This is a genomic window from Leucobacter sp. 7(1), from assembly GCF_900163635.1.
In the GTDB taxonomy this organism is placed as follows: domain Bacteria; phylum Actinomycetota; class Actinomycetes; order Actinomycetales; family Microbacteriaceae; genus Leucobacter.
In genome coordinates this window covers 1-13,340 of record NZ_FUID01000007.1, presented here as the reverse complement: position 1 = coordinate 13,340, position 13,340 = coordinate 1, and the positions used below count along the sequence as shown (strand labels likewise).

Annotated in this window: 15 protein-coding genes and 1 tRNA gene; 5 read left to right on the top strand and 11 right to left on the bottom strand. The window is 64.8% G+C overall.

Going from position 1 to position 13,340, the window contains the following annotated elements:
* Positions 1-118: 118 nt before the first annotated feature.
* From FM113_RS02040 to thiL, 3 genes are read right to left on the bottom strand one after another with little or no spacing between them, the layout of a single operon-like run.
* Positions 119-640 (bottom strand): hypothetical protein, encoded by a 522-nt coding sequence (locus FM113_RS02040; RefSeq protein ID WP_140393263.1) that lies wholly within the window; start codon positions 638-640, stop codon positions 119-121.
* The gene (locus FM113_RS02035; protein WP_087010974.1) at positions 589-873 is read right to left on the bottom strand and encodes an RNA polymerase sigma factor; all 285 of its coding nucleotides are present in this window, start codon (positions 871-873) and stop codon (positions 589-591) included. The genes FM113_RS02040 and FM113_RS02035 overlap by 52 nt, the downstream gene beginning before the upstream one ends.
* On the bottom strand, positions 812-1,819 hold the full coding sequence (thiL, locus tag FM113_RS02030) for a thiamine-phosphate kinase (RefSeq protein WP_087010972.1): 1,008 nt from the start codon (positions 1,817-1,819) through the stop codon (positions 812-814). Before thiL ends, FM113_RS02035 begins: the two co-directional genes overlap by 62 nt.
* Before the next feature lie 31 nt (positions 1,820-1,850).
* Between thiL and FM113_RS02025 the strand changes: the two genes are divergently transcribed.
* Positions 1,851-2,360 (top strand): DUF3515 family protein, encoded by a 510-nt coding sequence (locus tag FM113_RS02025; RefSeq protein WP_254908822.1) that lies wholly within the window; start codon positions 1,851-1,853, stop codon positions 2,358-2,360.
* 64 nt (positions 2,361-2,424) lie between these two features.
* Here the strand turns inward: FM113_RS02025 and FM113_RS02020 are convergent, their stop codons facing one another.
* The 7 genes from FM113_RS02020 to FM113_RS01990 form a co-directional block, all read right to left on the bottom strand.
* Positions 2,425-3,543, bottom strand: coding sequence for a D-alanine--D-alanine ligase family protein (locus tag FM113_RS02020; RefSeq protein ID WP_087010983.1), 1,119 nt, complete (start codon positions 3,541-3,543; stop codon positions 2,425-2,427).
* A gap of 56 nt (positions 3,544-3,599) precedes the next feature.
* Positions 3,600-4,721, bottom strand: a complete 1,122-nt coding sequence (locus FM113_RS02015; protein ID WP_087010968.1) for an NAD(P)H-dependent glycerol-3-phosphate dehydrogenase — start codon at positions 4,719-4,721, stop codon at positions 3,600-3,602.
* Entirely contained in the window at positions 4,718-5,494 is a 777-nt protein-coding gene (locus FM113_RS02010; protein WP_176387046.1) for a 1-acyl-sn-glycerol-3-phosphate acyltransferase, read from the bottom strand. Before FM113_RS02010 ends, FM113_RS02015 begins: the two co-directional genes overlap by 4 nt.
* An 83-nt stretch (positions 5,495-5,577) precedes the next feature.
* The gene (murA, locus tag FM113_RS02005) at positions 5,578-6,933 is read right to left on the bottom strand and encodes a UDP-N-acetylglucosamine 1-carboxyvinyltransferase (protein WP_087010979.1); all 1,356 of its coding nucleotides are present in this window, start codon (positions 6,931-6,933) and stop codon (positions 5,578-5,580) included.
* A 112-nt stretch (positions 6,934-7,045) separates the two neighbouring features.
* On the bottom strand, positions 7,046-7,651 hold the full coding sequence (gene leuD, locus FM113_RS02000; RefSeq protein WP_087010965.1) for a 3-isopropylmalate dehydratase small subunit: 606 nt from the start codon (positions 7,649-7,651) through the stop codon (positions 7,046-7,048).
* Positions 7,652-7,656: 5 nt separating this feature from the next.
* The gene (gene leuC, locus FM113_RS01995; protein ID WP_087010963.1) at positions 7,657-9,156 is read right to left on the bottom strand and encodes a 3-isopropylmalate dehydratase large subunit; all 1,500 of its coding nucleotides are present in this window, start codon (positions 9,154-9,156) and stop codon (positions 7,657-7,659) included.
* 264 nt (positions 9,157-9,420) lie between these two features.
* Positions 9,421-10,455, bottom strand: coding sequence for a TerC family protein (locus FM113_RS01990; RefSeq protein WP_087010961.1), 1,035 nt, complete (start codon positions 10,453-10,455; stop codon positions 9,421-9,423).
* 245 nt (positions 10,456-10,700) lie between these two features.
* Here FM113_RS01990 and FM113_RS01985 point away from each other — a divergent pair, with 245 nt between their 5' ends.
* Positions 10,701-11,501 carry a TIGR00645 family protein gene (locus FM113_RS01985; protein WP_254908821.1) on the top strand — a complete coding sequence of 267 codons (801 nt, stop codon included), beginning with the start codon at positions 10,701-10,703 and terminating at the stop codon, positions 11,499-11,501.
* Between the two features lie 44 nt (positions 11,502-11,545).
* Positions 11,546-11,627, top strand: a tRNA-Leu gene (locus FM113_RS01980).
* A 94-nt stretch (positions 11,628-11,721) separates the two neighbouring features.
* On the opposite strand, the gene FM113_RS01975 is transcribed toward FM113_RS01980, so the two are convergent.
* On the bottom strand, positions 11,722-12,399 hold the full coding sequence (locus tag FM113_RS01975) for a DUF998 domain-containing protein (RefSeq protein ID WP_087010958.1): 678 nt from the start codon (positions 12,397-12,399) through the stop codon (positions 11,722-11,724).
* 136 nt (positions 12,400-12,535) lie between these two features.
* Here FM113_RS01975 and FM113_RS01970 point away from each other — a divergent pair, with 136 nt between their 5' ends.
* Together FM113_RS01970 and FM113_RS01965 are read left to right on the top strand one after the other, a co-directional pair.
* Complete coding sequence (locus tag FM113_RS01970; RefSeq protein ID WP_087010956.1) at positions 12,536-12,874, top strand: hypothetical protein; 339 nt, start codon at positions 12,536-12,538, stop codon at positions 12,872-12,874.
* Positions 12,875-12,935: 61 nt separating this feature from the next.
* The gene (locus FM113_RS01965) at positions 12,936-13,307 is read left to right on the top strand and encodes a hypothetical protein (RefSeq protein ID WP_087010954.1); all 372 of its coding nucleotides are present in this window, start codon (positions 12,936-12,938) and stop codon (positions 13,305-13,307) included.
* Positions 13,308-13,340 lie beyond the last annotated feature (33 nt).

Genomic DNA, 13,340 nt, shown 5'->3' with positions numbered 1-13,340 from the left:
TCAGTGGTGAGGGCTTCCTGCTAGAGATAGGGCAGGTGTTGCACTCACCACCTGAAACCGCCGTGCGCGTGACCCCAATTTGCGTCTCCTCGGCGCCGTCGCGGCAGCCGCCCGGCACCTAGTCAGCGGAAGGGACGGCATCCACCACCGAGATCCGGGGCGTCATGGAGGAGATCACCGTGCCTGGGGGCGCGGCGATCAGCCACGGGGAGACTTCGGAAACGACAGTGCGGTACTCCAGGAGATCGCCGGATGCTGAGAACACGAGCTCCATGGTCGAGTCGGTGAAAAACGGGAACGAGATCACGCTGCGCTCGTCGTCCAGCCGTTTCATAGTGATCTCCGAGCCCTCTGGTGCGGCTAGCTGCCCCAGCACCTCGAAGGCTGCCGCGCGAAGCTCGGGCGGATGACTGGAGTCCGCAACCAGCGGCAACAACCACTCGAAGAGCGCCGCATTCAGCGTGTCCTCGTGCGCCCCAATATCGGCGGACGCGTAATCGAGCAGTGCCTCCGGCTCCCGGGGCGCATCGCGATAGCGCTGCATTGGTTCGTCGAGCGGTGCCTCTGCCGCGGCGAGCCCGCCGAGGATCAATCGCGTCGGTGCCGCCGAATCAGACGAGTCGCGATCCCCAGCAGCCACGGCAGGGCGCTCGGCACGCTCGTGTCGTATCGGTCCCGGCGGTCGAACGCGACGAGGAACACGTCGCTCGTGAGATCGTCCGCGGGCTCTCGGCCGAGCCGGGAGGCTGCGTAGCGAAATACGGCCCCGGAGTGCCGGCGATACAGCTCAGCGAAGAGTGGCGGCGCGTCGCTACGCCCCGGGCCACCGCACCACGTAGGGGTCCCACCCGGAGGGCGTGAGCGCCGTGCCATCGAGAGTGAGCGGTGCCTCGGCAGAGGGAGCGACGACGCACCCGACGGGCAGGAATCCCGACGGCAGCGCGACGGCTGCAGGGAACGTGGCGAGCAGCCCGTGATCCTCACCCCCAGTGAGCATCGCGGACACCGGGACCGTGACGCCGCGCTGCACGCCGAAGCCCTCACTCAGCAACGCCGTGTCCAGGTCGAGCGTGACACCACTGGCCCGCGCCAGGCGATCCGCATCGATGGAGAGCGAATCTGACACGTCCATCATCGCTGTGGCGCCCGCCCGCGCAGCACCCACGCCGAGCCCGATCGGAGGCGTCGGGGCGAGCTGAGCGGCGAGGATCTCCGGATGGGTACCGCGGAGCGCGGGCAAGGTTCGCGAGTGCGCCACGCCAGCCGGATCCGCCGCCTCGGCGAAGAGTAGAGACAGTCCCATGCCGGCGAGGCCCAGTTCCCCGGCGTACGCCACAGTGTCCCCGGCCCGCGCACCGGCACGGGTGACCGGTTCTTGCCCCGCCATCTCCCCGAGCGCAGTCACAGCCGCGGTGATGACCGGGGCCGTCCCCAGGTCCCCACCCACAACACCGCACCCGGGTGCCAGCTCTCGCGTTGCCGCGTTCATCCCGCGGGCGATTTCCTCCAGTAGGGAGACCGGGGTGTCGCGCGGCACGGCGAGCGCAAGCGTCAGCGCGGTTGGCTGTGCTCCCATCGCGGCCACATCTGAGAGATTCGTCGCCGCGAGCTTCCAACCGAGGTCAAAGCCTGAGTGCCAGGCGGCCCGAAAGTCTGGGCCTTCGATCATCGTGTCCGTGGTGACCACGAGATCACCGCGAACCCGGACAACCGCACAATCGTCGCCCGGCCCGAGCACCGCCGCATCTGCGGGGTCGAGCTGCGCGAGCACCCGCCCCAACACGCCGCGCTCACCCAGTTCTCCGACGCTCAGCACCATCCTCCCAAACTACCCCAGCTAGGCTGAGGGGGTGAGTTCGCACGTGATGTCCCGCCGCCCTGTACGCACCGTTGTTGCCGCGATCGCGGTCGCCGGGATCGCGGCAACGTTGACTGGTTGCGCCGGCCAAGTCCCTATGACCTCGGCCGACGACTCGAACAATCCCGCGTGCGCGGACGTGATCGTCCGCCTCCCCGACACTGTCGCCGAGCAGAAGAAGCGTTCGACAAACGCCCAGGGCACGGGCGCCTGGGGCGAACAGGCCGCGGTACAGCTTGTGTGCGGCGTGGAGCCGACAGGCCCCACCACGGATGACTGCGTGAACGTCAACGGAGTCGACTGGGTGATCGACCGCTCAAACGCGCCGATCTACCGTTTCGAGGCGTACGGCCGCTCCCCCGGACTCGCCGTTTTTGTGGACAGCGAGCAGGTCAGCGGCACTGAGGTGACCGTGGATCTGGGTGCCGTCGTCAAGCAGCTGCCGCAGACGCGGCAGTGCACGAGCCTGTCCGACACCCTCGACATCACCAAACAGAAGTAGCCGAATCGCCGAAGGGCCCGGTGCAGCGAGATATCACGCTGCACCGGGCCCTTCGGCGTTCCACCTAGTACGCGGGTCGTTTCTCGATCGCGAGCTCGATAAGTTCCGTGATGAGGTTCGTGTAGCTCATCCCGGACTCTTCCCAGAGCCGCGGGTACATTGAGATGGGGGTGAATCCCGGGAGCGTGTTGATTTCGTTCAGCACGGGGCCGTCCGAGGTCAAGAAGAAATCAATGCGGGAGTGGCCCGCGCACTGCGTCACCTCGAACGCGCGCACGGCGGCGTCGCGGATCGCCGCATATTCCGCCTCGGTGACATCGGCGGGCAGCGCCAGGTCGACACCGGCGGCACCGAGATACTTGGCCTCAAAATCGTAGAACTCGCGACCCGAGAACACGATCTCGCCGATCACCGTGCTTGTCCGGGTGGGCTGCTCGCCGTGCCCCTCGAGAACCGCGATCTCGACCTCTCGCCCCGTCACGCCGGACTCGATGAGCACCGTGCGGTCCTCGGCAAACGCGGTCTCAAGCGCGGCGGGAATCTGCGCGGCCTCGGTCACCCGGCTCACACCCACGCTTGATCCTGCACGAGCAGGCTTCACGAACAGCGGATAGCTGAGGCCCGCGTCAAGGCGCTCAACGAGATACGGATCGGCGGCGACCTGTTCCTGGGTCACCGTACGCCACGGCGCCACGGCGATGCCCGCGTCAGCGAGCACGGTCTTCACCATGTGCTTGTCCATGCAGAGGGCGGATCCGAGGACCCCGCTGCCGACGTACGGCATATCCACCAGGTCGAGCATGCCCTGCACCGTGCCGTCTTCGCCGTAGGGTCCGTGCAGCATCGGCAGCACCGCGTCGACGTGTCCGAGGCTCCGGAGGGTGCCAGACTGCTCGATCACCGTGAGAGTCTGCGTCTGCGTGGATGCGGGCCACAACACGCGTGTACCGTTGTCGCGCACCTCGGGCAGCGCGCCGGCCTCGAGGCGGTAGTCAGCCAGATCGTCCTCACGCATCAGCACCGTGGCCCCCTGCGGGGTCATGCCCACCAGGATGACGTTGAACATGCTGCGGTCGATTGCGCGGAGTACACCCGCCGCTGTGACGCAGCTAATGCCGTGCTCGCTGGAGCGGCCGCCGAACAGGATCACGACGGTGCGTGGTGCCGATCCGGCTCGCTGAATGGGACCAGTATCGACCGGGCCCGTTGCTGCGGTCTCTCGTGTGGTCTTGTGCTCACTCACGCCGAGCTTCCCTTCATTCGGTCGATCAGTCGGCGCCAGCGACCGGGTGTGGGCGCGTCGAGCGGCTGCTCCGGGCGGGGCACGTCGTCCTCTGTCGCCAGGTGCGGGCCCAGGTGGGCAGGTGCCATCGTGCCGCTCAGCACCATCTGGACCTGCTCCACGATGGGCATCACAATGCCCCGCTCGCGCGCAAGTTCCAGGACAGGCGGCACCGAGGTGATGCCCTCAGCCACCTGCTGCATTTGCTCTCGGGTCTCCTCCTGTGAGTACCCCTGGCCGATCAAGCGACCGGCTGTGTTGTTGCGAGAGAGCGGTGACTGGCAGGTCGCGATCAGGTCGCCGAGCCCCGCCAGCCCGGACAGCGTTGCGGCGTCGGCGCCCGAGGCTACCGAGAACTCGGTCATCTCGGCAAGCCCGCGGGTGATGATCGCGGCTTTGGTGTTCTCGCCATAGCCGACGCCATCGACGATGCCGATCGCGAGGGCGATCAGGTTCTTCAGCACTCCGCCGAGTTCTGTTCCGATCACATCGGTGCTCACGTAGGTGCGGAAGTACGGGGCCGAGGCGGCCGTTGCTATCTCCTGCGCGACAGCAAAATCCGCGCAGGAAGCCACAGCTCCAGTGGGCTGCTCCTTCGCGATCTCGAGCGCAATGTTTGGACCCGAGATGGCCCCGATCCGTTCTGGCGGGAGATCGAGCGTGTCCGCGATCACCTCGGACATCCGCATCGTCGTCGTGCGTTCGACACCCTTGACCAAGCTCACGAGTACGCTACGCGGGTCGAGGTACGGCTCAATGTCGAGCAGATTTTGCCGCAGCGTCTGGCTCGGCACCGCGAGGAACACAGTGCGCGCGCCACGCAGCGCTGTCGCGAGCTCGCTTGTCGCCTTCAGTCCCTTGGGGAGGTTGATTCCCGGAAGGTACTGGGTGTTGCGACGGGCGACCTGGATTTCCTGCGCTTGTTCTGGTCGCCTGGCCCAGATCGTCACGTCACAGCCCGCGTCAGTCAGGATCTTCGCGAAGGTGGTTCCCCAGCTCCCCGCCCCAATGACCGCAACCTTACGGCCGCGGTTGCGGGAGCCGTTCCCACGGACCACGGGAATGGAATTCGTACTCAAAAGCGTCCCGTCTCACTCTGCTGGTGTTTACTCGGATCCCAGCGCTCGGCCGGGGCCTTCTCACCACGCAACTCTTCAAGAAGCGCCGTAATCGCGTCCATCAGCTCCGTCGTCGCCGCCGTCACCGTGCGCTGGTCAATGTGCTTGCCCGCGTATTTGCTGAGGTCGAGCGGCTCCCCCACGGACACGTGGATCGTTTTCCGCGGGAACGGGTGGATGCGCTTGCCATAGCGCGGCATCAGCTCTTGAGTCCCCCAGTGGGCGACCGGGATCACGGGGATCCCGGACTCAAGCGCGAGCCGGATCGCCCCGGTCTTGCCGCGCATCGGCCACAGCTCCGGGTCTCGAGTCAGCGTGCCCTCGGGGTAGACAATCACGCCGGCGTCGTTCGCAATGACCTCTGCAGCAGCACCGATCGGATTCCCTGTCTCGGCCCCGGGCCGGACCGCACCCACGCGATCCACCGGGATCTGCCCTGTGGAGCGCAGCAGCGACCCGAACACGGGAACCTTGAAGAGGCTGGCCTTCGCCATGAACCGCGGCAGCCGCCCCAGGTGCCACACGGCGGCACCGACCGCGATCGGGTCGATCTCACTGTAGTGGTTGGGGGCCACAATGAATGGGCCCGTCTGGGGCAGCTTCGACTGCGGCGTGTAGCGGTAGCGCACCATCAGTGACCAGATCGGCAGAATCAGGCCCGCGAGGATCCAAAACATCGACGGCCGCCGTTTCTCCGCGGAGGAACGGAAGCGGAGCTTCACCGTGTCAATCATGTTTCACATTATCCCGGACTCACGGGCGCGACACGGAATGCCGACCCGATTCCCCGCAGATCGTGCGATGGATTCCCGACAGCCTAGCTCTCGTAGACGAAATCGGCACCGAGCAGGTGCAGCTTCTCGATGAAGTTCTCGTAGCCACGGGAGATGATTCCCAGGTTCGAGACCTTCGACTGTCCCTCAGCAGTCAGCGCCGCGATCAGGTGGCTAAAGCCGCCACGCAGATCCGGCACCTCAATATCGGCGCCCGTGAGCGGGGTCGGTCCCGTAATGACGGCAGCCTGTTCGAACTCGCGCCGCTTCACGCGACGGCTCTCGTCGGCAAGACCGTTCTTATGCACGACGATGTTCGCACCCATCTGGTTCAACGCGTCCGTGAATCCGAACCGGTTCTCGTACACAGTCTCGTGGATGGTGGACACGCCCTGCGCCTGCGTCAGCGCGACAACGAGCGGCTGCTGCCAGTCCGTCATGAAGCCGGGGTGCACATCGGTTTCGATTGTCACAGGCTTGAGCTCGCCACCGGGGTGGTAGAAGCGAATACCGTCGTCGAGAATGTCGAAGTCGCCGCCGACCTTGCGGAAGACGTTGAGGAAGGTCATCATCTCTTCCTGCTCGATCCCGCCAACGAAGACATCACCCTTGGTTGCGAGCGCCGCGGCGGCCCAGCTGGCTGCCTCATTGCGGTCCGCAATTGCGCGGTGGTTGTAGCCGCGCAGCTCCTCGACGCCCTCGATGAAGATGACCCGGTTGGGTTCCATCGAGATGATCGCGCCCATCTTCTGCAGGATGCAGATGAGGTCCATAATCTCGGGCTCAATAGCCGCGTTGCGCAGCTCCGTCTGGCCCTCCGCGAGGACTGCGGTGAGCAGCACCTGCTCGGTCGCGCCTACGGAGGGGTAGGGCAGCTCGATGTTCGCGCCCTTCAACCCGTTCGGGGCCGTCAGGCTGATACCGCTGGGAAGCTTCTCGATGACCGCACCGAACTCGCGCAGCGCGTCCAGGTGGAAGTCGATCGGGCGATCGCCGATCCGGCAACCGCCGAGGTCCGGAATGAACGCCTCACCGAGGCGGTGCAGCAGCGGGCCGCAGAACAGGATCGGGATACGCGAGGAACCCGCGTGCGCGTCAATGTCGGCCTTGTGTGCCATCTCGACGTTCGAGGGGTCCAGGCGCCACTCGCCGGGCTCTTCGCCGCGGGTGATAAGGACGCCGTGCAGTGCGAGCAAGCCCGCAACGACCCGAACATCTGAGATGTTCGGGACGTTGCGGAGCACGCTCTGAGACTTGCCGAGCAAGGCCGCAACCATCGCTTTGGTGGCGAGGTTCTTCGCGCCGCGCACCTCGATACGACCCTGCAGCGGACGCCCGCCGTTGATGATGATCTCATCGGAGGTGAGGCCAACGCGGGCGCCGGCCTTCTGCGCGTCGATCTTGCGCCCCTCAGCGGCTTCCGCGTCGGCGGCGCGCTGCGCCGCCTCCTCAGGGAGTTCCGCCGCGTTATCGGGGGTGTTCACTGCATCGGTCACTCGGTGTCTCCGAACTCTAAGCGGTCTGTGCCAGCGGCGTTGTGGTGGGCATCCATGCGGGGCGACGAGCCTCGAATGCCGAGATCGCCTCCTCGTTCCGGAGCGTCAACGAAATATCGTCGAGGCCCTCCATCAGCCGCCAGCGGGTGTAATCATCGATCTGGAAGGGAACCGTCAGGTCCCCCACGGAAATTTCGCGGGCTTCGAGACTGACAGTCAGTTCCACTCCCGGGGTCGCGTCCATCGCCGCCCACAGGCGTTCAACATCGCTCTCCTCGACCTGGGCGGCAAGGAGGCCCTGCTTGCCCGAGTTCCCGCGGAAGATGTCCGCGAAGCGCGGCGAAATGACGACCTTGAAGCCATAGTCGCGCAGCGCCCACACAGCATGCTCACGCGAGGAGCCGGTGCCAAAGTCGGGGCCGGCAACGAGGACGGATACTCCCGCGTAGGGGGGCTGGTTGAGGACAAAGTCTTCATCCTGACGCCAGTGGTAGAACAGAGCGTCGTCAAAGCCTGTCTTTGTCACCCGCTTCAGGAAGACAGCGGGGATGATCTGGTCGGTGTCAACGTTCGAGCGCTTCAGCGGCGCAGCGACACCCGTGATGGTGGTGAACTTCTCCATGGTGTTTACGCCTCCACCTTCTCGTTCGCGTCATGCGTGATGCCGTTCGTGGCGTCTTCCTGCAGATCCCACGGGCTCGACAGGGTACCCCGGATTGCGGTGGCCGCAGCCACCAGCGGGGAAACGAGGTGCGTGCGACCGCCCTTCCCCTGCCGGCCCTCAAAGTTACGGTTCGAGGTTGACGCGCAACGCTCCCCCGGCTCCAGCTGATCGGGGTTCATTCCCAGACACATGGAGCAGCCCGCGAAGCGCCACTCGCCCCCAAAGTCTTGGACGATCTTGTCGATTCCCTCGGCCTCGGCTTCGAGACGCACTCGCGCGGAGCCGGGGACAACCATCAGCCGAACCCCGTCGGCCTTCCGCTTGCCCTTGATCATGTCGGCAAAGGTGCGCAGATCGTCGAGGCGACTGTTGGTGCAGGAGCCCATGAATACCGCGTCGACGGGGATTTCCTTCATCGGCGTGCCCGCGGTGAGGTCCATGTACTCGAGCGCACGCTCGGCGGCGGCGCGCTCGTTCGGATCAGCAATCTGCGCCGGATCCGGCACATTCTCACTCAGCAACACGCCCTGCCCGGGGTTCGTACCCCAGGTCACAAACGGCTCGAGCTCGTTCGCATCAATGAACACTTCGGCGTCGAACACCGCGCCCTCATCAGTGGGCAGCGTCTTCCAATACTCAACCGCAGCGTCCCAGTCGGCACCCTGCGGGGCGTGCTCGCGGCCCTGCACATAGTCGAACGTGATCTGATCCGGCGCGACCATGCCGGCGCGCGCGCCAGCCTCAATCGACATGTTGCAGATCGTCATGCGGCCGTCCATCGAGAGGCCACGGATCGCGGATCCGCGGTACTCCAAGACGTAGCCCTGGCCACCGCCCGTGCCGATCTTCGCGATCACGGCGAGGATGATGTCCTTCGCGGTCACGCCGGGGCGCAGCTCGCCCTCGACGGTGATCGCCATTGTCTTGAACGGCTTCAGCGGGAGCGTCTGCGTCGCCATGACGTGCTCGACCTCGCTGGTGCCGATACCAAAGGCAAGCGCGCCAAACGCGCCGTGCGTCGAGGTGTGGCTGTCGCCACAGACCACGGTGATGCCGGGCATCGTCAGGCCCAGCTGCGGACCCATCACGTGCACGATGCCCTGCTCTTTGTCGCCGAGCGGGTGGGCACGAACCCCGAAGTCCTTGACGTTGTCGCGCAGCGTTTGGATCTGCAGGCGGCTCGTCGGGTCCTCGATCTGCCGCGTGATGTTCAGCGTCGGCGTGTTGTGGTCCTCGGTGGCGATCATCAGGTCGACGCGGCGCAGCGGCCTGTCGGCGGCGCGCAGGCCGTCGAAGGCCTGCGGGCTTGTCACCTCGTGGATCAGGTGGAGGTCAATGTAAATGAGATCCGGCTCGCCGTTCTCGCCCTTGACGACGACGTGGTCGTCCCACAGCTTCTCGGCAAGGGTGCGCGGCTGCTTCGCCGCACTCGTGTCGGTCCCCGACGCGTTCTGATCGCTCATGTCTGCTTCTCTTCTCGGTCTCACTGCTCTACAAGCACTGCGCGGCCAGAATTATTCCGGCGGGTGTGCGCGGTGATCGGCCATGCGGAAACTCCGCGACGGGTGGCCGAGTGGCTAGATCCCGTCGCGGCTGGGAAGAAGGAGCCGCCGCAAACGCATAGCGTCAGTCTATCATTCGGGCGGCTGAACGAACCGCACCTCCGCCACAGAACTGCGGCGGAGGTGCGGTTCCTGCCAGTCGCGGACGGGCATCCGAGGGTGAAACTAGTGCTTCGACTGCCCGTGTTCGTCGACTTCGGCCGCGCCGAGGTGCAGCTTCTCGCCACTCGCCTTGGCCTCGCGGTTCGCTGCCACGAGGCTCGCGATCGTCGCAACCGCCATCGCGATCACGATGAAGAGGAGCGACATACCCGTGCTGATTTCGGGGACCGGAACGTGCTCGCCACCGTTGATAAATGGCAGCTCGTTTTCGTGCAGCGCGTGCAGGATCAGCTTCACACCAATGAACGCGAGGATCGCGGCGATGCCGTACTTGAGGTAGGGCAGGCGCTCCAGCAGGCCGCCCAACAAGAAGTAGAGCTGGCGCAGACCCATGAGCGCAAATACGTTTGCGGTGAACACGATAAACGGGCTCTGCGTAATGCCGAAGATTGCCGGGATCGAGTCAAGCGCAAACAGCAGATCCGTTGCGCCGAGCGAGATCAGCACGAGCAGGTACGGCGTAAACATGCGCTTACCATCGACTGTTGTGCGGAGCTTGCCACCGTCGTATTCATCACTGAACGGCATGACCTTCTTGACCTGGCGGATCAACCAGCTGTCGCCCTGGTCGCCATGACCCCCCGGCTTCACCTGCTGCCAGGCGGTCCAGATCAGCCACGCGCCGAAGATGAAGAACACGGCGATGAAACGCTCGATGATTGCGGCACCCACGAGGATAAACACCCCTCGGAAGATGAGTGCCAGCACGATACCGATCATGAGGGCGCGCTGCTGGTAGGCCGTAGGCACCTTAAACGCGGCGAGGATCAGCACGAATACAAACAGGTTGTCGATCGAGAGACTGTATTCGGTGAGCCAGCCCGCCACGAACTCGGTGGCGTGTTGCGCATCACCCAGGAGGTAGATCGCTCCCGCGAACACGAGGGCGAGGACCACATAGAAACCTACCCATAGGCTCGCCTCGCGCATCGAGGGGACGTGGGGTCGGCGAATGATCAGGAGCAGGTCGACGATCAGGATCGCGACAAGCACGATCATTGATCCGACTTCAAACCAGAACGGCAGAACAGTTGTCACAGTTGGGAACTTCTCCTTCGGTGAGCGCAGGGTGCGCAAAAGACCGAAAGTCTCTCCCCGAACCACCCCTGACGGAATACTTCGCACTCGAACCGGCCACGCGATCAGCGCGCAGCGTACTGACGACTCGAGCGAGGCGGGATACTCCCCTTCGCAAGGAGTAACTATACCGGTTTCCAGCGACAGTTCGTTCAGCTTGAGATAGCATGTGACTCTGATTTTCAGAGACCCCGGGGAGACCACACGTGAACGATCGATCGATGCCGCCGATCCAACGCAGCACCGACCGCGGGCCCGGCGCCGCATCGCGGACGCTGGCCGCGTTTATTTTTGCAAGCCGCTGGCTGCAGGCACCGCTGTACCTGGGGCTCATCATCGCTCAGGGCGTCTACGTTGTGCTGTTCTTCGTTGAGCTGTGGCACCTGTTCGAGAACGTGATCATCAGTGGCAAGATCACTGAGACCGACGTGATGCTGAGCGTGCTTGCCCTCATCGACATCGTGATGATCGCGAACCTGCTCATCATGGTGATCATCGGCGGCTACGAGACCTTCGTGTCGAAGATCCGCGTCGAGGGCCACCACGACGAGCCCGAGTGGCTCTCGCATGTCAACACCAACCTGCTCAAGGTCAAGCTCGCGGTGTCGATCATCTCGATCTCCTCCATCCACCTCCTGAAGACCTTCATCGAAGTGGGCCGGATGGAAGACGGACTCGTGATGGGCGCCAATGGAAAGGTCATCTACTCGTCCGAGGGCGTGATGTGGGAGGTCGTGATCCACCTGGCCTTCATCATCTCCGCGCTCGCACTCGCCTGGATCGACCGTATGTCGCAGCATCACCCGGCTGTGCAGCGTGACGAGGTTACCGCTGGCGCGATCGAGGCACAGCTGACGGCCCCGGTATCTGCACCGGCTCCCGCGGCCGCACCTGCTTCGGGACCCGCCGCGCATGCGGCCCCCGGCATCGCGGACTCCGGATTTGTGACTGTGCGCCTGCCCGCGGGAGCGACCCTTCCCGACGGGGCCGAGATCGTGGAGCGCTAAACTCCCGGTAGGCTAGACCGGTGCCGCACGTGTGCGGCACCCACGCGCGAGTGGCGGAATTGGCAGACGCGCTGGATTTAGGTTCCAGTGTCTTCGGACGTGAGGGTTCAAGTCCCTTCTTGCGCACGTTATACAGGGAAAGGGCAGGAGCGATTTTTCGCTCCTGCCCTTCGCGTCGGTGGCTCGGCCCAGATCCTGCTGTTTCGTCGAAGCTCCCGTCTCAGGCGTCCTTCTCGACAGCCTGTGTCCTGGCCAGCACCGCCACAACAAGCACCCATCCGAGGGCCGGCCAGATCACCAGTCGCTCGACAATGCCGCCAGATCCGTACACCCAGTCGGTGGTGCTGAAGATGATTCCCAGGACGAGCGTGATGCCACCGAGCGCGGTGCCGATCTTCCGCATGACCCCGTCGAATTGACACGCGCCGATGAGGATTGCGAGTGGCCCACCGAAGAACAGCGGCATCGATACGATCTGGTGGAGCACCGGCGAGGTGTCCAGAGACACACACCCCGTGGCGATGCTGCCCGCACCCGCGGCACACCAAAGCACGCCCGGGACCTTCGTGAAACCCCGGGAACTTCGAAGGAGAAGTGCCAGCAGGATGAGGCAGATGCCTGAGAAGATCATCGCCCCGTTCATCACGTCCGCAAGCGGAGAGCAAGCCTCCACGCCCTTGCGAGGATCAAACTCTGTTGTGCATCCGCCGACACCGAGTTCGCTGATCGTGTTCGTGACCCAGTTGTATTGGGGTCGAAACGCGAACGAAGTGACGATTTCGGCACCGATTGTGGCGAGTTGCAGCACCGCCAGGGGCACGGCAAGATGCCGCACCCACCACAGCTTGGGTGCCTGAACAGCAGACTCGATTGTCGATGACTCTGGAGCGGTAGACACGAAGCATTCCCCTGCATGAACCTGATTTTCGGACGCCTCAGTTTATACCCGGTCGCCGCGCCGTAACTCCCGCTGCTGCCACTGTGGCGGCCTGAACTTCTGCGTGCACATGCTTGAGCCAGGGTAAGCTGCACCAATGACCGCAGGCACAGTTGAGACCCCGAAGTCCGGTCGCGCACGCGGGTTCACACTCCTCATCTGGGGCGTTGCGTTGAACACCTTGGCGCTCGCTGGGTGGACGATTGGCGGCGAGGCGGCCCCTGCCTCGCCGACACAGACTGTCTCGTTTGTGGCGGCGACGCTCTGCCAGGCCGCCGCGATCGCATGCCTCGGAGCCGCAACGGTCGTGGGCATCCTCGGACTTACACGACGGGTGCGTCCCGTGGTGTGGCCGATCCTCAGCGTGCTTGCCTTCCCCATCGCCTTCGTGATCCTGATGCCGATGGTGGCGGTGGTGTGGGCGCTGTTCGCCTGAGCGACACTGCTGAAGCAGCGCACTGGCGGCGCGCACGCCGCACACCGCGTAGGCTGGAAGGATGCCCTCACGCTATGAAGCCGCGATCCGCCTCGATATTCCCATCGATATGGCGAAGCGCCACGGTCTGCCCTCCCAGCTGACCGAAGCCGAGGTCGTGGAGCTCGACACGAACCCGCCCGCCTGGCTCGCCCAGTCGCGGGCGAACCGCACCGGCAAGCGTGCGGTGTGGGCCACCCTGCGCTGCGCCCTGTGCGGGATCGAGGAACGCACTCGACCGAAGAAGTGGTGGCCTGAGTTCACGGTGCTCGCCTGTGATGCGCACGAGGCCAGCGAACTGCCGCCCGCAGCGCCCGGTACGGAGCGCAGCTTCTGCTACGGCGTCGGCAGCCGCTATTTTGCCGCGGTCGACACGGCCCCCGCCGAAAGCTAGGCGCAGAGCGCTCCCCACCAGCATCTTCCCCAC